Origin of the sequence: Streptomyces sp. NPDC004732 (assembly GCF_040609235.1) — a bacterium.
Taxonomy (GTDB): domain Bacteria; phylum Actinomycetota; class Actinomycetes; order Streptomycetales; family Streptomycetaceae; genus Streptomyces.
The window spans coordinates 430,738-452,294 of sequence record NZ_JBEXJR010000005.1 but is presented as its reverse complement, the minus strand read 5'-3'; the positions used below and the strand labels follow the sequence as shown (position 1 = coordinate 452,294).

The 21,557-nt window shown below is 71.4% G+C and carries 14 protein-coding genes; 3 read left to right on the top strand and 11 right to left on the bottom strand.

All coding sequences use genetic code 11. From position 1 onward, the window contains the following. Window positions 1-8: 8 nt before the first annotated feature. From ABZV77_RS17445 to ABZV77_RS17435, 3 genes are all read right to left on the bottom strand, one after another. Entirely contained in the window at window positions 9-1,856 is a 1,848-nt protein-coding gene (locus ABZV77_RS17445; RefSeq protein ID WP_356256983.1) for an acetolactate synthase large subunit, read from the bottom strand. 233 nt (window positions 1,857-2,089) lie between these two features. Then, complete coding sequence (locus tag ABZV77_RS17440; RefSeq protein ID WP_356256980.1) at window positions 2,090-5,281, bottom strand: EAL domain-containing protein; 3,192 nt, start codon at window positions 5,279-5,281, stop codon at window positions 2,090-2,092. A 205-nt stretch (window positions 5,282-5,486) separates the two neighbouring features. Further along, the gene (locus ABZV77_RS17435; protein WP_356256977.1) at window positions 5,487-6,440 is read right to left on the bottom strand and encodes a 2-hydroxyacid dehydrogenase; all 954 of its coding nucleotides are present in this window, start codon (window positions 6,438-6,440) and stop codon (window positions 5,487-5,489) included. 118 nt (window positions 6,441-6,558) lie between these two features. On the opposite strand from ABZV77_RS17435, the gene ABZV77_RS17430 reads away from it, so the two are divergent. Then, the gene (locus tag ABZV77_RS17430; protein WP_356257649.1) at window positions 6,559-7,584 is read left to right on the top strand and encodes an aldo/keto reductase; all 1,026 of its coding nucleotides are present in this window, start codon (window positions 6,559-6,561) and stop codon (window positions 7,582-7,584) included. Between the two features lie 98 nt (window positions 7,585-7,682). Continuing rightward, on the top strand, window positions 7,683-8,816 hold the full coding sequence (locus ABZV77_RS17425; protein WP_356256974.1) for a PQQ-dependent sugar dehydrogenase: 1,134 nt from the start codon (window positions 7,683-7,685) through the stop codon (window positions 8,814-8,816). A 1-nt stretch (window position 8,817) separates the two neighbouring features. Here ABZV77_RS17425 and ABZV77_RS17420 read toward each other — a convergent pair whose 3' ends face one another. The 7 genes from ABZV77_RS17420 to ABZV77_RS17390 all read right to left on the bottom strand — a co-directional run bounded on the left by ABZV77_RS17420 (window position 8,818) and on the right by ABZV77_RS17390 (window position 18,567). After that, on the bottom strand, window positions 8,818-9,051 hold the full coding sequence (locus ABZV77_RS17420) for a DUF6191 domain-containing protein (protein WP_356256971.1): 234 nt from the start codon (window positions 9,049-9,051) through the stop codon (window positions 8,818-8,820). 81 nt (window positions 9,052-9,132) lie between these two features. Continuing rightward, window positions 9,133-12,267, bottom strand: coding sequence for an AAA family ATPase (locus tag ABZV77_RS17415; protein ID WP_356256968.1), 3,135 nt, complete (start codon window positions 12,265-12,267; stop codon window positions 9,133-9,135). Window positions 12,268-12,334: 67 nt separating this feature from the next. Then, complete coding sequence (locus tag ABZV77_RS17410; RefSeq protein WP_356256966.1) at window positions 12,335-12,514, bottom strand: hypothetical protein; 180 nt, start codon at window positions 12,512-12,514, stop codon at window positions 12,335-12,337. 206 nt (window positions 12,515-12,720) lie between these two features. Further along, entirely contained in the window at window positions 12,721-13,410 is a 690-nt protein-coding gene (locus ABZV77_RS17405; RefSeq protein WP_356256963.1) for a hypothetical protein, read from the bottom strand. 35 nt (window positions 13,411-13,445) lie between these two features. Beyond that, on the bottom strand, window positions 13,446-14,003 hold the full coding sequence (locus ABZV77_RS17400) for a GNAT family protein (protein ID WP_356256961.1): 558 nt from the start codon (window positions 14,001-14,003) through the stop codon (window positions 13,446-13,448). Then, window positions 13,972-16,233, bottom strand: a complete 2,262-nt coding sequence (locus tag ABZV77_RS17395) for an MMPL family transporter (RefSeq protein ID WP_356256959.1) — start codon at window positions 16,231-16,233, stop codon at window positions 13,972-13,974. Before ABZV77_RS17395 ends, ABZV77_RS17400 begins: the two co-directional genes overlap by 32 nt. A gap of 213 nt (window positions 16,234-16,446) precedes the next feature. Beyond that, complete coding sequence (locus ABZV77_RS17390) at window positions 16,447-18,567, bottom strand: phosphocholine-specific phospholipase C (RefSeq protein WP_356256956.1); 2,121 nt, start codon at window positions 18,565-18,567, stop codon at window positions 16,447-16,449. 192 nt (window positions 18,568-18,759) lie between these two features. On the opposite strand from ABZV77_RS17390, the gene ABZV77_RS17385 reads away from it, so the two are divergent. After that, window positions 18,760-19,932 (top strand): SMI1/KNR4 family protein, encoded by a 1,173-nt coding sequence (locus ABZV77_RS17385; protein ID WP_356256953.1) that lies wholly within the window; start codon window positions 18,760-18,762, stop codon window positions 19,930-19,932. 95 nt (window positions 19,933-20,027) lie between these two features. Here the strand turns inward: ABZV77_RS17385 and gatB are convergent, their stop codons facing one another. After that, window positions 20,028-21,542, bottom strand: a complete 1,515-nt coding sequence (gatB, locus tag ABZV77_RS17380; RefSeq protein ID WP_356256951.1) for an Asp-tRNA(Asn)/Glu-tRNA(Gln) amidotransferase subunit GatB — start codon at window positions 21,540-21,542, stop codon at window positions 20,028-20,030. Window positions 21,543-21,557: the final 15 nt, after the last annotated feature.

Sequence of the window (21,557 nt, the reverse complement as noted above, 5' to 3'; positions counted from 1 at the left end):
TCTCGGTCTCAGTCGTCTTCGTTGTCGCCGAAGTCGGGGCGGACGCCCCGGGCGGCCATGACCTCGTCGTTCGAGGTGCCTGCGGCCACCATCGGCCAGACCTGGGCGTCCTCGTGGACGATGAAGTCGACGACGACGGGCCGGTCGTTGATGGCGTTGGCCTCGGCGATGACCTTGTCCAGGTCCTCGGGGCGCTCGCAGCGCAGCGCCACGCAGCCCATGGCCTCCGACAGCTTCACGAAGTCCGGGACGCGGGTGCCCTTGTTGGGGCCGATGTCCTCGGGACCGCTGTGCAGCACGGTGTTGGAGTAGCGCTGGTTGTAGAACAGCGTCTGCCACTGGCGGACCATCCCGAGGGCGCCGTTGTTGATGATGGCGACCTTGATCGGGATGTTGTTCAGGGCGCAGGTGGTGAGCTCCTGATTGGTCATCTGGAAGCAGCCGTCGCCGTCGATCGCCCAGACCGTGCGGTCGGGCCGTCCGGCCTTGGCGCCCATCGCGGCCGGGACCGCGTAGCCCATCGTTCCCGCGCCGCCGGAGTTGAGCCAGGTGGCGGGCTTCTCGTACTCGATGAAGTGCGCGGCCCACATCTGGTGCTGGCCGACGCCCGCCGCGAAGATCGTGCCCTCCGGGGCGAGCTGCCCGACCCGCTCGATGACGTGCTGCGGGGAGAGCGAGCCGTCCTCGGGCTGGGTGTAGCCCAGGGGGTAGGTGTCGCGCCAGCGGTTGAGGTCGGTCCACCAGGCGGCGTAGTCACCCGTGTGGCCCTCGGTGTGCTCGGCCTGGACGGCCTGGACGAGGTCGGCGATGACCTCGCGGGCGTCACCGACGATCGGCACGTCGGCGACGCGGTTCTTGCCGATCTCGGCCGGGTCGATGTCGGCGTGCACGATCTTCGCGTACGGGGCGAAGCTGTCCAGTTTGCCGGTGACGCGGTCGTCGAAACGGGCTCCGAGGGCGACGATCAGGTCGGCCTTCTGCAGCGCGGTGACGGCGGTGACCGCACCGTGCATGCCCGGCATTCCCACGTGCAGCGGGTGGCTGTCGGGGAATGCGCCGAGCGCCATCAGTGTGGTGGTGACGGGCGCTCCGGTGAGCTCTGCCAGGACCTTCAGCTCGGCGGTGGCGTGGGCTTTCAGGACGCCGCCGCCGACGTAGAGGACCGGGCGCTTGGCCGCGGTGATGAGCTTGGCGGCCTCGCGGATCTGCTTGGCGTGCGGCTTGGTCACCGGGCGGTAGCCGGGCAGGTCCTGCTGCGGCGGCCAGGAGAACGTCGTCTGCGCCTGCAGCGCGTCCTTCGCGATGTCCACGAGGACCGGGCCCGGACGGCCGGTGGAGGCGATGTGGAAGGCCTCCGCGATCGTCCGCGGGATGTCCTCGGCCTTGGTGACCAGGAAGTTGTGCTTGGTGATCGGCATCGTGATGCCGACGATGTCCGCCTCCTGGAAGGCGTCCGTGCCGATGGCCTTGGAGGCCACCTGGCCGGTGATCGCCACCATCGGGACGGAGTCCATGTGGGCGTCGGCGATCGGGGTGACCAGGTTGGTGGCGCCGGGGCCGCTCGTCGCCATGCAGACGCCGACCTTGCCGGTGGCCTGCGCGTAACCGGTGGCGGCGTGGCCCGCGCCCTGCTCGTGCCGGACCAGGACGTGCCGCACCCGGGTGGAGTCCATCATCGGGTCGTACGCGGGGAGGATGGCGCCGCCCGGAATGCCGAACACCGTGTCGGCCCCGACTTCCTCGAGAGAACGAATGAGGGACTGCGCACCCGTCACGTGCTCGACGGGGGCGGAGTGCTGTCCTGAGGATCGGGGCCGCGGCTGCGGATGGTGGGCCCCGGTGGCCTGCTCGGTCATCGGCATTCTCTTCTCGAAGCTGAGGGTTTTTGCGGGGTGTTTGCGGGGGTTTGGCAGGTGCCAGTGCAACAAAAAACCCCTCGTGCCGTGAGGCAAGCGAGGGGAGCGCGCCGGGTGCGGTCGCTGGGGTCCGGTATTCGGACCGGTCAGTCCCAGCTTCAGCCGACGCGCTTTCCAAGTACGAGAATTCGGGTGCGCATGGCATTGACCCTCCCCCCGGCACGCAGTACCTGTCAAGTAGGTGGGACGGGGGTCTCATTATGTGAACGCGCATAGGTGGAGGGACCGCCTGTGTACGTCCCCGGAGGCCCGACCGCATAAGCGGAGGCACCGCCCGCGAACGCCCCGGAGGGGCCGCCGTACGCCGCCGCGGAGCCGCCCGCGTACGACGCGGGACGGCCGCCGACGAACACCGGCTCGGCCGGGCCGTGCGGCACCGGATACTCGCCGAGCGTGAGCGCCCTGCGCAGCCGGTACTCGTCGAGCGGCCCGGCGAACGCCATCCCCTGCCCGTGCGTGCAGCCCATCGCGCGCAGGGCCACCACCTGCTCGGGCAGGTCGACGCCGTCGGCCACGGAGACGAGCCCCAGGTCGCCCGCGATGCGCAGCAGTCCTGAAGTGATCTTGTGCAGCCTCGCGGACTCCACTACGCCCTCGATGAGGCCGCGGTCCAGCTTCAGTACGTCGATGGGGAGCCTGCGCAGGGCCGTGATCGCCGCGTACCCGCTGCCGAAGCCGTCGAGCGCGATGCGCACGCCGAGCCTGCGCAGTGCGGCGAGCCGACGCTCCAGATCGTCCAGGGAGACCCTGGGGTCGGTCTCGGCGAGCTCGATGATGAGTGCGCCGGAGGGCAGTCCGTGCCGGGTCAGGAGCGCCTCGATGGAGCTCAGCGGCATGGAGCGGTCCAGCAGGCGGCGCGCGCTCATCCGGACGGCGACGGGCACGGCGTGCCCGGTCCGGCCGCGCTCGGCGGCCTGCTCCACGGCCTCCTCGAACATCCAGCGGCCGAGCTCGCCCGCGCGGCTGTCCTGGCCCTCCCCGGAGTCGGACACCCGCAGGAACTCGGCGGGCGTGAAGAGGATGCCCTGCGCCGAGCGCCAGCGGGCCTGGGCCGCGACCGCCGTGATCCGGCCGTCGTCCAGGGAGACGACGGGCTGGTGGAGCAGCGCGAACTCGCCGTCGTGCAGGGCGGCGCGCAGCCGGGTCGCGAGCTCCGCCTTGCGGACGACGTCGGCCTGCATCTGGGGTGCGTACAGCTCGACGCGGCCCTTGCCCGCGGCCTTGGCGCGGTACATCGCGAGGTCGGCGTTGCGGAGCAGCTCCCCCGCGCCGATGCCCGGTTCGGCGAAGGCCACGCCGATGGACGCCGCCACGCGCACGTCGTTGCCGTCGATGGCGTACGGCTGGGACAGGGTGATTCTCAGCCGGTCGGCGAGCTCGTAGATGTGCTGTTCTCTCGCGGCCTGGTCCCGGGTCCCGTCGCCGACGATGAGAGCCGCGAACTCATCGCCGCCGAGCCGGGAGGCGGTGTCGCCCGAACGCACCGCCTCCTGGAGTCTGCGCGCGGCCTGGATGAGGAGCTCGTCACCGGCCTGGTGTCCGATGGTGTCGTTGACGCCCTTGAAGCCGTCGAGGTCGATGAAGAGCACCGCCGTGCCGCGGTCGGTCACCCTGCGGCCGGTCAGCGCCTGGCTCACGCGCCGGGTGAACAGGGCGCGGTTCGGCAGGTCGGTCAGCGGGTCGTGCTCGGCGTTGTGCTGCAACTGCGCCTGGAGCCTGACCCGTTCGGTGACGTCCCTGCTGTTGAAGATGAGGCCGCCTTGGTGGCGGTTGACGGTGGACTCCACGTTCAGCCAGTCGCCGTCGCCGGACTTGAAGCGGCACTCGATGCGGGTGGTGGGCTCCTCGACCGGGTTGGCGGCGAGGAACCTGCGGACCTCGTGGACGACCCGGCCGAGGTCCTCGGGGTGCATGAGGGAGGCGAGTTCGGAACCGACGAGGTCTTCGGCATCCCTGCCGTAGACCCCGGAGGCGGCCGGGCTCACGTAGTGCAGGATGCCGTTCGGCGCGGCGATCATGATGACGTCGCTCGAACCCTGGACCAGCGACCTGAAGTGGTTCTCCTTCTGGGCCAGCTCCTGGGTGAGCGTGATGTTGTCCAGGAGCATGATGCCCTGGCGCACCACGAGCGCGAGCACCACGGTGCCCGCGGTGAAGAGCACTACGCGGTCCACACTGCGGCCGTTCAGCACGTTGTACAGGATCCCCAACGTGCAGACGGCGGCGGCCAGATACGGCGTGAGGGCGGCCAGCGATCCGGCGATCGGACGGGTCGCGGGGGTCGGCTCCTCGGGCCCGCTGTCGTACTGCACGCGCGGGTGACCCGCTCCGGGCCCGCCGCGCGCGTGCCAGGGTGCGGCCCACGGGGCGTACGCAAGGAGCAGCGAGCCCGCGAACCAGCCGGCGTCGAGCATCTGGCCCGAGCGGTAACTGGCGTGCAGCAGCGGCGAGGTGAACAGCGCGTCGCACATCACGGTCATGGCCAGCGCGCCGATCGCGGTGTTCACCGCGGTGCGGTTGGCCGACGATCGTCTGAAGTGCAGCGCGAGGACCATGCTGACCAGCGCGATGTCCAGCAGCGGGTACGCGAGCGACAGCGCGGCGAACGCGACGCTCTGCCCCTCGAACTGCGCGGTGTGCGCGAGGGCGAGGCTCCAGGAGAGCGTGAGGAGCGAGCCCCCGATCAGCCAGGAGTCGAGGGCCAGACAGCCCCAGCCCGCCCTCGTCACCGGGCGCTTGGCGAGCACGAGCAGGCCGATGATGGCGGGCGGGGCGAAGCACAGGAAGAACAGGTCGGCGAAGCCCGGGCTGGGCACGGGACGCTGGAGCACGACCTCGTACCAGCCCCACACGCCGTTTCCGACGGCTGCCATCGCGGAGGAGAGCGCGAAGAGCAGCCATGCGGGTCGAAAGCGGCTTCGTCGGGTCCTGGAGTACCGGAAGCAGGAGACCGCGGCGGCCGCCGCGGCGAAGCTCAGTCCGAAGTCGCCCATGATCAGGGCCAGTCGGTCGGATCCCCAGCCGAGCGCCGATCCGGCGGCATACGCCCCGCAGACCAGCAGGAGTGCCAGCTGGGAGATGAGGCCACGGCCTCCCGGCAGCGGGCGCCGGACCAGCGGAACCCTGGGCGGCAGCGCCGCCACGCCCCCGCCGAGGACGGGAGCGGAGGTCACGCGGGCGCTCACCGGGCCGCCCCGGTCCGTGTCGCCCCCGTGTCCGCCCGGCCCGTGCGCCGACCGGGCCGACAGGGGCGCTGTGGTGTGCGGCGACGGCCGCTCGTGCGGCTCCCGGCTTGCCTGCGTCTGCGGGTCGGTGTGCGCCGGAGTCGCCGACTGAGGTCCCGCCGCGTCGGATCGTTCACCCATAGGCCGTGCATCGCCCGTCGCCCCCCTCGCAGTCTGATGTCTCATCCCCGCGCCGAACGGTCCACGGCGCATCCCCTGTCGGGACGATACACCAGACTCGTCACTCAGGGACATAGCCCCTCTACGCTCCGTGACTGCGGACGGGAGTGCGGACACGGGGAGCGCACGGGCAGGCGCGGAGCGTACGCAAACTGCTCTCGGGCGATCAACTGCCCGTTGTCAGCACCACGTTGCCCAGGGGCCGTCCGGCGACGTGCTCGGTCAGCTGCGCGGCCAGCAACCGCTTGGCGCGGGGCAGGAACGCCGAGGACGAGCCGCCCACGTGCGGGCTGACAAGTGCCCCTGGAGCGTGCCACAGGGGGTGACCTGCGGGCAGCGGTTCAGGATCGGTCACGTCGAGGGCGGCGGTGATGCGGCCGGACTCCAGTTCGGCGAGGAGCGCCTTGGTGTCGACCACGGGCCCGCGGGCCACGTTCACGAGCAGTGCGCCGTCCTTCATGCGGGCCAGGAAGTCGGCGCCCGCCAGTCCGCGCGTGGCCTCGGTGAGCGGTGTCGAGAGGATGACGACGTCCGCCTGAGGCAGCAGGGAGGGCAGGTCGACGAGCGGGTGCACGGGGCCGCGCTCCGTGGCACGGGCAGAGCGCGCGACGCGCGCCACCCGCGCGCATTCGAAGGGGGTGAGCCGGTCCTCGATGGCGGAACCGATCGATCCGTATCCCACGATGAGCACGGACTTGTCGGCCAGAGCCGGATAGAAACCGGACCTCCACTCCTCCTGCCGCTGCCCCTCGACGAAGCGCGGGACGCCCCGCAGCGAGGCGAGGACGAGAGTGAGCGCGAGCTCGGCGGTGCTGACCTCGTGGACACCGCGGGCATTGCACAACTGCACGCCGGGTGCGAGGAACTTGATGCCCGGTTCCACGTGGTCGATGCCCGCGGTCAGTGTCTGTACGACGCGTACGGACGCCATCGCGGACAAGGGACGTACCGCGATCTCCGTGGCTTTCATATAGGGCACCACATAGAAGGCACAGTCGGCCGGATCAGCGGGGAACTCCGGCCCGCCGTCCCAGAAACGGTAGGTGAGACCGGCCTCGGCGGCATCGGGCAGTCCCGGGATGTCGTGCGCTTCAAACGGAAGCCATACGTCAGTCGTCATGGCCTGGAGGCTAATGCGCACCGGCGTACGCCGCCCTCGGGAGGGCAACGGTCGAGGTCACTGTGGCAAGCGGATAGTTTGGATGATCTCCGAACGAGGAGCGGGAGGGTACGACCAGGTGGAGCGCAGGACGATCGGCGCGGGGGCGCTCGAAGTGGGCGCCGTCGGACTCGGCTGCATGCCGATGAGCTGGGCGTACACCGGCTCGCGACAGCGGGGCGAGGCGTCGGTGCGCACCCTGCACGCGGCGTTGGACGCGGTGGGTGGCGGCGACGGCGGGGGGATGCTGCTCGACACGGCGGACATGTACGGGCCCTTCACCAACGAGCTGTTGATCGGCAGGGTCTTGAAGGAGCGGCGCTCCGACGCGTTCGTGTCGACGAAGTGCGGGCTGTTGGCGGGCGAGCAGCACATCGTCGCCAACGGCCGCCCCGGCTATGTGAAGCGGGCCTGCGACGCGTCGCTGCGACGGCTCCAGACGGAGACCATCGATCTCTACCAACTGCACCGCGCCGACCCCGAGATCCCCATCGAGGAGACCTGGGGCGCGATGGCCGAACTCGTGGCCGCGGGAAAGGTGAGGGCGCTGGGGTTGTGCGCGGTGGGGGCGCGCGCTCAGCGGCGTCCTGCGCCGGGGCGCACAGGACCGGGGCGTTATGACGCGACCATCCGGCAGCTGGAACGGGTGCAGCAGGTGTTTCCGGTGAGCGCGGTGCAGGCCGAGCTGTCGGTGTGGTCGCCGGAGGCGCTGGACACGCTGCTGCCGTGGTGCGTGGCGCGCGGTGTCGGACTGCTCGCGGCGATGCCGTTGGGGAATGGTTTCCTCACGGGGACGCTGAAGCCGGGCCAGGGTTTCGAACCCGATGATCTGCGGGCCCGCCATCCGCGCTTCACCGCCGAGATGATGGCGGCCAACCAGCCGCTGGTGGTGGGGTTGCGCAGGGTGGCGGAACGGCACGGGGCGACACCGGCGCAGGCCGCCCTGGCCTGGGTCCTCGCGCAGGGGCGGCACGTGGTGCCGGTTCCCGGGGCCAAGCGGGAGCGGTGGGCGGTCGAGAACGCCGGGGCTGCGGCGATCCGGCTCACCGAGAGGGACCTGGCGGAGATCGCGGCGCTGCCGCCCGCGCTGGGGTCGTGGGACTGAGCGGATCGGGAACCTGCGGGGCGCGAGCGGTGTATGAACAGTAGAAGCGCTGCGTCGAAGGGATCCTGATCGTGCAACGACCTGCTGTTACAGCCGTGATGGCCGCTGCCGCCCTCGTGTTCGCGGCCGGGTGCTCGTCCGGCGGCGGCGATGAGCCGGACCGCGCCGAGAGCCCGCCGACGCGGAACGAGCCGAGCCGGTCCGCCACGGGGAAGGCGGGTGCCGAGGCCCCACCGGAGAAGGGCTCGGCGAAGGTCACCCGCACCCTCACCACGGGCCTCAAATCCCCCTGGGGCCTCGCGCCGCTGCCCGGGGGCGATCTGCTGGTGTCCTCGCGCGACGAGGGGACGATCATCCGGGTCGACGGAAAGACGGGCAAGAAGACCGAGCTCGGCTCGGTGCCGGGCGTCTCCCCCGGCGGCGAGGGCGGCCTGATGGGCCTCGCCCTCTCCCCGTCGTACGCCTCGGACCACTTCGTGTACGCGTACTTCACGACGGAGTCCGACAACCGCATCGCCCGGATGCTGTACGACGAGAAGAAGCCCTCGGGCGAGCAGTTGGGCGCACCCGACACGGTCTTCAAGGGCATCCCGAAGGGCATGATCCACAACGGCGGCCGGATCGCCTTCGGCCCGGACAAGATGCTGTACGCGGGCGCGGGGGAAACAGGGGACACGGACCTCGCGCAGGACAAGGACTCCCTGGGCGGCAAGATCCTCCGCCTCACCCCGGACGGCGAGCCCGCCCCCGGCAATCCCTTCGGCGACTCCCCCGTCTATTCGTACGGGCACCGGAACGTGCAGGGCCTGGCCTGGGACGAGCAGAAGCGGCTGTGGGCGTCGGAGTTCGGCCAGGACACCTGGGACGAGCTGAACGAAATCAAGCCCGGCGGGAACTACGGCTGGCCGGAGGTCGAGGGCAAGGAAGGCAAGGAGGGCTTCCGGGATCCGGTCGCCCAGTGGAAGACCTCCGAGGCCTCACCGAGCGGTGTCGCCTATGCCGAGGGCTCGGTCTGGATGGCGGGTCTGCGCGGCGAGCGGCTGTGGCGCGTTCCGGTGCGGGGCGTGGAGGGCGATCCGGAGCCGCAGGCGTTCTTGGAGGGCGAGCACGGCCGCCTGCGCACGGTGCTCGCGGCGGGCGGCGACAAGCTGTGGCTGGTCACCAATGAGACGGACTCTCGGGGCACACCGGAGAAGGGGGACGACAAGATCCTTGAGGTGCGGGTGAAGTAGGTCAGCTGTCCGGCTCACCGGGGCGGGATGTCTCCTCCGGGGATGAGCTCGGGGACTCGTCGGCGCGCGGCGACGGCACGGGTGGGCGTACGACCACCTTGCCGGAGGTCAGGTCTATCGGCCCGCGCCCGGGGTCGCCGTCGGCGAGGTCGACGCGGGCCAGCTCCAGCCGCTTCTGCTCGTCGTCGGTGTGCTTGCGCCCCGGCGCGAACAGGGCCTCGATCGCGTTGAACACTGCGCCTCCCAGGAGCCGAGATATCGCAGTCCAGCGTAATCGAGGCCGCCAAAGTCCTGCTGGGACGCGGAAACGTGCAGGTCAGCGCACCGCCTGCGCGCTGCCCTTGACCTGTGTGCTGCCCGTCGCCTGTTCGCTGCCCGTCGCAGGGAACAGCCGGAGCCGGTGGGCGAGTGCGGCGGCCTCGCCGCGGCCGGTGACGGACAGTTTGGCGAGGATGTTGGAGACGTGGACGCTCGCCGTCTTCGGGGAGATGAAGAGCTCCTCGGCGATCTGCCGGTTGCTGCGGCCCACGGCGACCAGCCGCAGGACGTCCCGTTCCCGGCTGGTGAGCCCCAGCGCCTCGGCGGGGTCGGCCGGGGCCGCGGGGGCGCGGGTCGCCTCGGTGGGGTTCAGGGTGAGGCGGGCGCGCTGGGCGAGTCCGGTGATCGCGTCGGAGAGCGGCCGGGCGCCGAGCCGGTCGGCGACCTCCGCCGCCTGGCGCAGGAGGTGGGCGGCGCGCTCGCGGTCGGTGGTGTCCGGGGCGAGGAGGGACTCGGCCAGGCGCAGTCGGGCGCGGGCGAGGTCGAAGGGGCGGTCGAGCGGTTCGAGGGCGGTGACCACGGTCGACCACTGGGCGGGGGTGTCGCGGCCCTCGGAGCGCAGGAGTTCGGCGCGGGTCCATTCGTCGTAGGCCCGCCAGAGCGGGATGGGGGTGTTGAGGGACCTGGCGGCGCCGCGGATCCGTGCGAGGGCGGCGGGGCGGCCGGGCTCGGCGGCGGGCAGGCCGCGGGCGTCGGCCTCCATCTCGGCGGCGGCGAGCAGCAGGGGCCAGCCGTATTTGTAGGTCCCGAGGGGGAGGCCGGTGTCGAGGCTGCGTTCGAGTTCGGCGCGGCCGTCCAGGATGCGGCCCTCGGCGGCGGCGACGCCCAGGGCGATGCGGAGCAGGACGAGGAGGTACTGGGGCTGGGGGTCGTGGGTGCCGAGGTGGTGGTGGGCGCTCTGCATGTGCCGGGTGGCGGCGGCGTGGTCGCCGCGGAAGAGGGCCATGCGGGCCAGGCGTTCGGCGGCCGAGACGCGGGGCTTTGAACTCTGGACGCAGCGCTGGGTGTGCGCGACGGCTTCGGCCGCCTCGTCCCAGCGGCCCAGGGAGATGAGTGACTCGGCGGCGTTGGCCCAGACCCAGCCCTCGGTGTCGACGAGGCCGTACTTCCGGCAGAACTCGATGCCCTCCATGGCGACCTGCACGGCCTCGGCGGAGCGGCCTACGCCTTCGAGGGAGGAAGGGAGGTTGATGTGGGCCCGGCTCAGGTCGGTGACCAGGGCGTCGCGGACGACGCGGTCCCTGACTTCGTACATCTCGGCAAGACCGGCCTCGGGGTCGCCCGCCTCGACGAGGAGGGCTCCGCGGGTGAGGCGGGCGTTGAGCTCGATGGTGTCGGCCTTGAGCATACGGGCGTACTCGACGGCGCGTTCGGCGGCGGCCAGGGTCTCCGGGCCGGGGTCGTGGAGCATGCCCCAGGAGGCGCGGTAGACCAGGACGTCGGCATGCACCTCGGAGGGCGGCAGGCCGCGCATCAGTTCCTGGGCCTTGGATATCTCGGCCCAGCCGTCGCCGCGGCCGAGGGTGGAGACGAGGCGGGAGCGGGCGATCCAGAACCAGGCGGAGCGGTGCGGGTCGTTCTCCTCGTCGAGGATGCGCAGGGCGCGCTTGGTGATTTTCAGGGCGCGGTCGCGTTCGCCGCAGAGGCGGCCCGCGACGGTGGCCTCGGCCATCAGGTCCAGGTAGTGCAGGGGGGTGGTGGCGGGGTCGCAGCCGCAGGGGGGATAGCCCTCGACGTAGTCGGCGGGGCGGAGTTCGTCGCGGACCGCGTCCGGGGCGTCGTCCCACAGCTCCATCGCGCGTTCGAGGAGGCGCAGCTGCTCGCTGTAGGCGTGCCGGTGGCGGGCTTCGACGGAGGCGCGGAGGACGGCGGGCAGGGCCTTGGCCGCGTCGTGCGCGTAGTACCAGTAGGTGGCGAGGCGGGCGGCGCGCTGGTCGGCGGCGACGAGCGCGGGGTCGGCCTCCAGGGCTTCGGCGAAGCGGCGGTTGATGCGGGAGCGCTCGCCGGGCAGCAGGTCGTCGCTGACGGCCTCGCGGACCAGGGAGTGCCGGAAGCGGTAGCCGTCGCCGTCCGGGGAGGCGAGCAGGATGTTGGCGCCGACCGCGGCCCGCAGCGCCTCGATCAGGTCGTCCTCGCCGAGCCCGGCGACCTCGGCGAGCAGCTCGTACTCGACGGTGGAGCCGCCCTCGGCGACGATCCGCGCCACCCGCTGGGTGTCCTCGGGCAGCTCCTCCACGCGGACGAGGAGCAGGTCGCGCAGGGAGTCCGTCAGGCCCGCGCAGCTGCCGCCGTGGGAGGAGGCGACGGCGAGCTCCTCGACGAAGAACGCGTTGCCGTCGGAGCGGTCGAAGATGTCGTCCACCAGGGACTGTTCGGGTTCGGCCGCGAGGATCCCGGCCATTTGGCGGGCGACCTCGTCCTTGCTGAGGCGGCCCAGTTCGACGCGGCGCACGGTGCGCAGCCGGTCGAGTTCGGCGAGCAGGGGGCGCAGTGGGTGGCGGCGGTGGATGTCGTCGGCGCGGTAGGTGGCGAGGAGGACGAGGCGGCCGCCGCGCAGGGTGCGGAAGAGGTAGGCGAGGAGGTGGCGGGTCGAGGCGTCGGCCCAGTGCAGGTCCTCCAGGGCGACGACGACGGTGCGGTCGCGGGAGAGGCGCTCCAGGAGGCGTGCGGTGAGCTCGAAGAGGCGGGCCATGCCCTGTTCGTCGGGCCGGCCGCCGGGGGCGTGTCCGTGCGGGGCTGGTCCTGCCAGTTCGGGCAGGAGCCTGGCGAGCTCCTCCTCCTGGCCCTCGGCCGCGGCGGCCAGTTCCTCGGGGAGCCTGCGGCGCAGCGAGCGCAGCGCGGTGGAGAAGGGGGCGAACGGCAGGCCGTCGGCGCCGATCTCGACGCAGCCGCCGATGGCGACGACGGCGCCCCGCTCCTCGGCGGCCGCGGTGAACTCCTCGACGAGGCGGGTCTTTCCGACCCCTGCCTCGCCGCCGAGCAGCAACGCCTGCGGCTCGCCCGGGCCGGGGCCCCCGGCTCCTGCGAGCGGGGTGCCCGTGGCGCGGGCGAGCGCTTCTTTCAGTACACCCAGTTCATCGGTGCGGCCGACGAACACCGGGCTGACGGACCTGGTCTCCACAGCCGCGAGCATCGCACAGTGCGTGGATGGTGCGGCACCCGTTATCCGCGGAGCGGACACCGGCACAGGCCTCGTCACCTCAGGCGGTCCGCGTGAAGCGGATCTTCCGGAGCGGCGTGATCACCGGCCCCTCGGCTTCGTCGCGGGCCGATCGGCGGGCGGCGGCGCGGACCTTGCGGGCCTCCCCCACCAGACGCTGGCGGTCGGCCTGCCGGGCCAGCTCGGCGGCGCGCATCTGGTGCATCTCGTACTCGAACATCTGGTGCCCCTCGGGTTTTCGGTGGTGTCGCTCTCTGCGATGTCTCCACTTTCTTCTCCCAGGGGGGTCGCCCACATCGGGCGGGTGCCGCATCTCCTGAGGCCGGGGGGCCTTAGGCACGACGAAGGGCGGGGCGGGGGCCTTAGCCCCTGCCCCGCCCTTGCCTTAGGTGTCCCGTCTCCTGCCTCATGCGCAGGGCAGGCGGCTCAGGAAGGTGCGGACGGAAGTCCGAGCAGCAGGTCGGAGTATTTGGCGATGGCCAGGACGAGGCCGATCACGCCGAGCACGAAGCCCGCCCACGCGACGGACTTGATCCACGGCGCCTGCTCCTTGCCGGGGGCGCCGAACGCGGGCCGGACCAGCACGAGGAAGCCGACGACGAGCGCGGAGACCGCGAAGAGGCCCGCGATCAGCGCGGTGGCCTGCCAGGAGTCGCCGTAGAGCGCCTGGAGCTGGTCGGAGACGCTCGCGGACTGCTTGGTCTCCAGCTGCCCCATGATGTTGGAGCGTGCCCCGGCGATCGTGCCGACCCAGCCGCCGGAGAGGCCGATCACGCCGAGTGCGGCGGAGACGACGGCTGCGGCGCCCTGGCCGACGCCGGTGGACTTGGCGGTCGCCACGGGGGCGGCGTCGGCGTCAGCGTCAGCATCGACGTCCGACTCATCCGACTCGTCCTCATCCGTGTCGGCCGCGGCCTCGGTGGCCTTGGTGGCCTCGGCGTCCGAAGTGGCCTCGGTGCGCTCGGGCTCGGCGTCCTTGGGCCCGGTGGCCTCGGCCGCGTCGGACTTGGTGACGTCGACCGCGTCCGGCGTTCCGGCCCCGGTCACTTCGTCGGCCTCGGCCCCGGTCCCGGCCGCGCCCTTGGCGGCGGCCGCGTCATCTGTCTTAGTACCCATGCACCGCACCGTACGGACGGAGTCTGAGAGCTTTCTTAACGCGCGTCCCGCGCCGCCCGCCACTCCGGCGCGAGGACGGACCAGACCTCCATGTCGTGCCGGATCCCCTGCCAGGGGAAGCTCTCCCGCAGCACGCCGTCCTTGACGAATCCGAGCCGTTTGGCGGCCGCCTTGCTGCGGTCGTTGAGCGAGGAGACGAGCCACTCGACGCGGTGCATGCCGCGCTGGTCGACGGCCCAGTCGATGAGGACCCGGGATGCCTTGTTGACGAGGCCGCGCCCGGCGGCGGACGGTTCGAGCCAGACGCCGATCTCGCAGCCGTCCACGCTGGTGTCGAAGATCCGGAAGAGGACTCCGCCGACGAGCGTGCCGTCCAGCCAGATGCCGTAGAAGCGTCCGGTGTCGGCGGCCTGCTTGTCGGCGAACACCTGGAGGTGCCTGCGCGCGCTTTCGAGGTCCTTCACGGTCTCGGTGAAGGGCACCCACGGCCCCGCGTACTCCCGCGCCCGCTCGACGTGCTCGAGAAACTCCTGCGCCTGCCACGGCTCGATCGGCCGCAGCTCAGCGCCCTCGGCCAGCGATATCGCGAACATCCTGCTCCTTCGGCCCACTCACGTCTTCGGCAACGTCCCGCTGCCCGGGGATCTTCGCACGTGCGCCGCGCGCATTCGAACGACATTCGGGCGGCTCGATGCTGATGCGCGGCAGGAGGCGGTCCAGGCGGCGCGGCAGCCACCAGTTGGCGCCGCCGAGCATGTGCATCAGGGCCGGCACCAGCAGCGTACGCAGCACGAAGGCGTCGAGCGCGACGGCCGCCGCGAGCGCGATGCCGAACATCGCGATGACGCGGTCGCCGCTGAGGACGAAGGCGAGGAAGACCGAGATCATGATCACGGCGGCGGAGTTGATGACCCGGCTGGTCTCGGCGAGCCCGACGCGGACGGCCCGCCGGTTGTCGCCGGTCTCCAGCCACTCCTCGTACATCCGGCTGACCAGGAAGACCTGGTAGTCCATGGAGAGCCCGAAGAGGACGGACACCATGATCACCGGCAGGAAGGGCTCGATGGGCCCGGCCCTGCCGAGGCCGAGCAGTTCACTCCCCCAGCCCCACTGGAAGATCGCGACGACGATGCCGAAGGCGGAGGCGACCGCGGCGACGTTCATCGCGGCGGCCTTGAGCGGGATGCCGATGGACCGGAAGGCCAGCAGGAGCAGGACGCAGCCGAGCCCGATGACCACGCCCACGAAGAGCGGCAGCTTGCCGACGATGACCTCGGCGAAGTCGTCGTAACTGGCCGTGACGCCGCCGACGTGCAGGTCCAGGGAGCTGTCCGCCTCGGCCCGTGGCAGGACGTCGCCGCGCAGCCGGTCGACGAGATCGCTGGTCGCCTCGGACTGCGGCGCCGAGTCGGGGACGACGGTGAGGAAGGCGGCGCGACCGCCGTCGTCGTACGTCGCCGGGCTGACGGAGGCGATGCCTTCGGTCGACCTGAGCGTCGTGGCGAGGGTGTCGAGGGCCAGCCGGTCGCCTGCCCCGTAGACGTCGCTGACCAGGGTCAAGGGGCCGTTCACACCGGGCCCGAAACCGTCGGCCAGCAGGTCGTACGCCTGCCGTGTGGTGGCCTTCGCCGGGTTGTTGCCCTGGTCCGATGTGCCCAGGTGGAGGCCGAGGGTGGGCAGCGCGAGCACGGCCATGACGAGGACCGCGACGGCGCCGAGCAGCCTGGGGTGGCGCTCCACGAAGACGGCCCAGCGGGCGGCGAGCCCGGTCGGGAGCTCCGGTTCGGGCCCGTGTTCGGCGATCCTGCGGCGTTCGCGGCGGCTGAGGGCGCGGGGGCCGATCCGGCCGAGGAGGGCGGGCAGCAGGGTCACGGACGCGGCGACGGTGAGGACGACGGTCAGCGAGGCGGCGATGGCGACGCCGTTGAGGAAGCCGAGGCGCAGGACGAGCATGCCGAGCAGCGCGATGCAGACGGTGGCGCCCGCGAAGACGACGGCGCGTCCGGTGGTGGCGACCGCGCGCTCGGCGGCGACGGCCACGGGCAGGCCGCGTTTGAGGCCCTTGCGGTGCCTGGTGACGATGAAGAGGGCGTAGTCGATGCCGACGCCGAGCCCGATGAGGGTGCCGAGCATCGGTGCGAAGTCGGCGACGGTCATCAGATGGCCGAGCAGCACGATGCCTGCGTACGCGGTGCCGACGGAGACCAGGGCGGTGGCGATGGGCAGGGCGGCCGCGGCGAGCGAGCCGAAGGCGAGGAAGAGGACGACGGCGGCGACGGCCACGCCGACGACCTCGGCGACCTGGGCGCTCTTGGACTCGGTGAGCCCGATGGCGGTGCCACCGAGCTCCACCTGCAGCCGGTCGGATGCGGCGGCCTTGGCAGTGTCGACGACGGCCTGTGCGTCGGCCTTGTCGATGTCGTCGGCCTGCTCGCGGAAGATGACGGTGGCGTACGCCGTGCGGCTGTCCGGGCTGATCCGGCCGGTGTCCTTGTCCTGGTAGGGACCGGCCACGGAGGCCACGGCGGGCAGCTCGGCGATCTTGTCGAGGGCGTCGGACATCGTCTGCTCGACGTCGGCGGCGCGGACGGATTTGCCGGGTCCGGTGTGCCAGACGACGGTGTCGCTGTCGCCGCCGAGGCCGTGGAAGTTCTCGTTCAGGAGCTGGTTGGCGCGGCCCGACTCGGTGCCGGGCACCTCGTAGTCGTTCGAGTACGCGGATCCGGCGACGGCGGCGGCCGACGCGGCGCCGCCGAGCGCGAGGAGCCACAGCAGGACGACGACGAGGCGGTGTCTGACGCACCACCGGGCGAGTGCTGCCACGGACGGGCTCCCTGGTTATTTCGTGGATCTTCACCGGGAGCGGCAGTGGACTGCTGAACGGCCCGCAAAGAACGCATGAGTGGCGACATGTGCGCCGCAGTCACCTTGACAGCCCTTGGAGATCCTTGGTCCCTTTCGTGGCCTTACTCACAAGGGCACAAGGAGCGCGGGGGCTCACGACGAGCCCCTCGCGCACCCTGCGCACGCCGGGCCTCAGCCGGAGACGCTCGCGCGCCCGTTCTCGATGTGGCCCATGAGCCGCCGCCGGAAGGCGGCGTCACCGTCGGCGGTCACCTCGACGTCGTACCAGCCGTGCTCGTCGGCGGTGTGCCAGGCGACCGTACGGCTGCTGCGCGCCTTGACGCGGACGACCCGCGTCCGCGAACGAATGTCTGATTCATCCACATATCCGAGCGGCTTGACCGTGAAGACGAGGTCGCGGCGGCCGCGGTTGGCCAGCGTGACGTGGATCTCACGACGGCTGATCGCGGAGGCGACCCGCGCCCCGCCGTCCTTGCCCCCGCCGTCCCTGCCCCCGGCGAACTCGCGCCGGAAGCCGTTCGGCCCGACGACCGTGAAGGCGTACGCGTCCCCCGGCACCGGCACGGTCCAGGAGCCCTTGCGGACGACGTCCTGATGCTGCGGGACGCCGAACTCGCCCGCGTACGGGTAGAGCGCGAAGTGTGCGCTGGAGCTGCCGCCGTTGCGCAGCCGCACCGTGAGCGCGCCGCCCTCGGCGGGCGTCACGTCGGCGTCGGGCTGGTAGGGCAGCGGGCGGGCGCGGCGGGTGCCCGGTTCCTGGACCGGCATGGACTGCTTCAGGGGCGGCTGCGGGGACCAGCGGCCGCTGAACGCGGGGATGGCGCCCGGCTGCTCGGTCTCGGGCCGCCGGTGGCCGCGCCGGAAGTCGAAGGCGCCGGTGAGATCGCCGGTGACCTTGCGGCGCCAGGCGCTGATGTTGGGCTCCTTCACCCCGGTCCACTTCTCCAGGAAGCGCACGACAGAAGTGTGGTCGAAGACCTCGGAGCAGACGTAGCCGCCGACGGTCCACGGCGAGACGACGAGCATCGGCACGCGCGCGCCGAGCCCGGTCGGCTTCCCCTCCCAGCGCTCCGCCCGCTCCTCGGCGGAGTCGCCGCCGGGCACGGGCGGCGGCACGTGGTCGAAGAAGCCGTCGTTCTCGTCGTAGTTGATGAAGACGGCGGTGCGGCGCCAGACGTCCGGATGGGAGGCGAGGGCGTCGAGCACCTTGTAGACGATGGTCGCGCTGTGGATCGGCGAGGAGACGCTGGGGTGCTCGGAGTCCTGGGCGGACGGCACCAGATAGGTGACCTTGGCCAGCTTGCCGCGCGCGACGTCCTTGGCGAACTCCTCGGCGAGCTTGCCGGTGGGCACGCGCCGCAGACCGCGCTCGAAGAGCGAACGCTCGCTCCTGGTGAGGGTCGCGACGCCCTTGTCCAGGTCGGCGAGGAGCTTGGTGCGCTCGGCCTCGTCCTTGGCGTCGCGCACCTTGGCGTAGAAGGCCTCCATGTAGGTCAGGCCGGTGCCCGCGGCGGTGAGGGCCTTGCGGGCGATGGCCTTGAAGGTGGTGAAGAACTCGATCTGGTTGTCGGTGAAGTTCTCCCACTCGGTGTACGTCTGCCAGCTCACGCCCGCCTTCTCCAGGCGCTCGGCGTACGTGCCCCAGCCGTATCCCGGGTGCGTGCCCTCGTCGTACGCGTCGTTGCCGACGGCCCGCTTGCCGTTCGGCTCGTACCCGGTCTTGCCGCTCCACAGGTGGTTGCGGTTGGGGCTGGTGGAGGTGTGGATGGAGGAGTGGTAGGCGTCGCAGACGGTGAAGGTGTCGGCGAGTTCGTAGTGCAGCGGGATGTCCTCACGCGTGTAATACGCCATGGTGGCCGCCGTCTTGGCGGTGATCCAGCCGTCCATCCAGCCGTCGTGCCAGGCCTTGGCGCCACCGCTCCAGGAGTGGTCGAGCGCGCCGATGTACTGGAGGTCCTTCTTCTGCGTCTCGGCGGCCTGCCGCACGGGGAACGGCAGTACGGTGCGCAGGACGTCGGGCTGCTCGAACACCGACTTTCCGCCGGGGAGCCGTATCGCGTTGCGGTCGCCGAAGCCGCGCACACCGCGCAGCGAGCCGAAGTAGTGGTCGAACGACCGGTTCTCCTGCATCAGGATGACCACGTGCTCGATCGTGTCGAGACCGCCGCCCTTCGGCGGCTCGTGCGCCAGCGCCTCCTGCAGCGAGGGCGGCAGGAACGAGCCTGCGGCGGCAACGCCGAGCGCGCCGCCGCCGATCGCCATCAGGCGTCTGCGCGAAATCTCCGGAGTCACGTGGGACCTCCCAGTAGTCCTGGCCGACATCCAATGGTTCTCGACTGATCCATTGACCTGTACGGCGGGGACGCTAGTGACGCCCGGTTTCCTTGTGAAGGCTGCGGGACGAAGTCGCGGTGAACGTCCAAAAGTTCACCACGGCAGTCCATGGCCGCGGCGTTGTCGGTGGCTGGTGCCATCCTCGGGAACATGGAACTCACCGAGCGCATCGCCACCTTCACGGAGCTGGTCGGCCCGCCGCCCGACGCCGTGCCCGCCGTCGACTGGGCCGCGGTGGAGGCATGGCTCGAAGTCCCCCTGCCCCAGGACTACAAGGCGCTGGTTTCGGCGTACGGCCCGGTCGAAATGGGCGAAGGCGCCGCGTCCGTCCGGCTGCACACCCCGTGCGTCAGCCCCGACGGGCGGTACGACTACGGCGCCTGGGTGGTCGAGACGCACCGTCACTCCGCGATCCGGCCGACCATGTTCACCCAGGAGCGGCGCCGCTTCCTGCCCGACGAGGGCGGCCTGCTCGCCATCGGCACGACGGCGGGCGGCGAGCACCTCTTCTGGGACACCTCGGTGTCGAAGGACCCCGACGCATGGCCGGTGGTGCTCCTCACCACGTCCGTCGCGGTCGGCGGCGCCGAGCCCTGGGTTTCGTACGGGGTCCCGCTCCTCGACGTCCTGTCGGCGCTCGCCCCCGACGGCGTGCCCGTGCGCGCCTGGGCGCCGCTGGCCGGAGCCACGCCGTGGTCACCACCACCGCGGGGTACGTACGTGGACGCCCGCCAGCACACCGCACTCACCGAGGGCGAGGGCCTGGCAGCGATCACCGCGCTGATACCGCCGCCGCTCGCTCCCCGCCTGGGCAAGGGCAGTTGGGAGGCGCTCTTCGAACGGCTCGGCACACGGCTGCCCGCGGACTTCGTGGCGCTCGCGGAGGCGTACGGAGCGGGGAACTGGAGCTGGTGGCTCGACATGCCCGCCCCGCTCGACCTCGACCACCGGCTCGGTCTCGCGGCAAGCACCGAGGAGATGCTGGACGGGTACCGCAGCCTGCGCGAGAGCTTTCCCGAGGACTTCCCGCTGCCCGCCTGGCCCGAGCCCGGCGGATTCCTGCCCGTCGCCTCGACGATCGACGGCGATCAGATCGGCTGGTGCGCCGAGGGCGACGACCCCGACCGCTGGCGCGTCGCCGTCAATCCACGGCACGCGGAACAAGGCCCGCCCCTGGCGGGGAACTTCACCGGGACGCTGCTCAGGTGGCTGCGCGGCGGACGCCCCGCCGAGGACGGCTTCTGCTGGCTGCGCAAGGACCAGGACCCGCTGGAGTACATGTTCTTCGAGCCGTTCGGGGCGCCACGGGAGGACGAACCGTAGTCACGGACCCGTCGGTCACCGTCTCCGGGCGCGCGAAAGGGCGGCGCCCCCGCAGGGTGCGCCGCCCTTCACTCACGCATGCAGAACCTCGGACCTCAGCCTTCGCTGACGCCCAGCTTCTCCAGGATCAGCTCCTTGACGCGGGCCGCGTCGGCCTGGCCACGGGTGGCCTTCATGACCGCGCCGACCAGGGCGCCCGCGGCCGCGACCTTGCCGCCGCGGATCTTGTCCGCGACACCGGGGTTGCCCGCGATGGCCTCGTCGACGGCGGCCGTCAGCGCGCCCTCGTCCGAGACGACCTTGAGGCCGCGCTTCTCGACGACCTCGTCCGGCGTGCCCTCGCCCTTCAGGACACCCTCGATGACCTGGCGGGCCAGCTTGTCGTTCAGGTCGCCCGAGGAGACGAGCTCGGTCACCCGGGCGACGTGCGCCGGAGTGATCGGGAGCTCCTCGAGGGCCTGGCCCGACTCGTTGGCGTTGCGGGCCAGCTCGCCCATCCACCACTTGCGGGCCGACGCCGCGTCGGCGCCCGACTCGATGGTGGCGACGATCGGCTCGACCGCACCGGCGTTGAGGATCGACTGCATGTCGTGCTCGCTGATGCCCCACTCCTCGCGGAGGCGGTTGCGGCGCACGCGCGGCATCTCGGGCAGCCCGGCCCGCAGCTTCTCGACCCACTCACGGGCCGGGGCAACGGGGACGAGGTCGGGCTCCGGGAAGTACCGGTAGTCCTCGGCGTTGTCCTTGATGCGGCCGGAGGTGGTGGAGCCGTCCTCCTCGTGGAAGTGCCGGGTCTCCTGCACGATCGTGCCGCCGGAGTTCAGGACCGCCGCGTGGCGCTGGATCTCGAAGCGCGCCGCACGCTCCACGGAACGGAGCGAGTTGACGTTCTTCGTCTCCGAACGCGTGCCGAACTCCTCGCGCCCGTGCGGGCGCAGGGACAGGTTCACGTCGCAGCGCATCTGGCCCTTGTCCATCCGGGCCTCGGAGACGTCAAGCGCCTTGATGAGCTCGCGCAGTTCGGCGACGTACGCCTTCGCGACCTCGGGGGCACGCTCGCCCGCGCCCTCGATCGGCTTGGTGACGATCTCGATGAGCGGGATGCCCGCGCGGTTGTAGTCCAGGAGGGAGTGCGAGGCGCCGTGGATACGGCCGGTCGCGCCACCGACGTGCGTGGACTTGCCGGTGTCCTCCTCCATGTGGGCGCGCTCGACCTCGACGCGGAAGACCTCGCCGTCCTCCAGCTGGACGTCCAGATAGCCGTTGAAGGCGATCGGCTCGTCGTACTGGGAGGTCTGGAAGTTCTTCGGCATGTCCGGATAGAAGTAGTTCTTCCGGGCGAAGCGGCACCACTCGGCGATCTCGCAGTTCAGCGCGAGGCCGATCTTGATCGCCGACTCGACGCCGATCTCGTTGACGACCGGCAGCGCGCCGGGCAGGCCGAGACAGGTCGGGCAGGTCTGGCTGTTCGCGTCCTGCTTGAGCGTGGTCGAGCAGCCGCAGAACATCTTGGTCTTGGTGCCGAGCTCGACATGGACCTCGAGGCCCATGACGGGGTCGTACGTCGCGAGGGCTTCCTCGTACGACACCAGATCAGAAGTGACAGTCACGGTGAAACTTTCCCT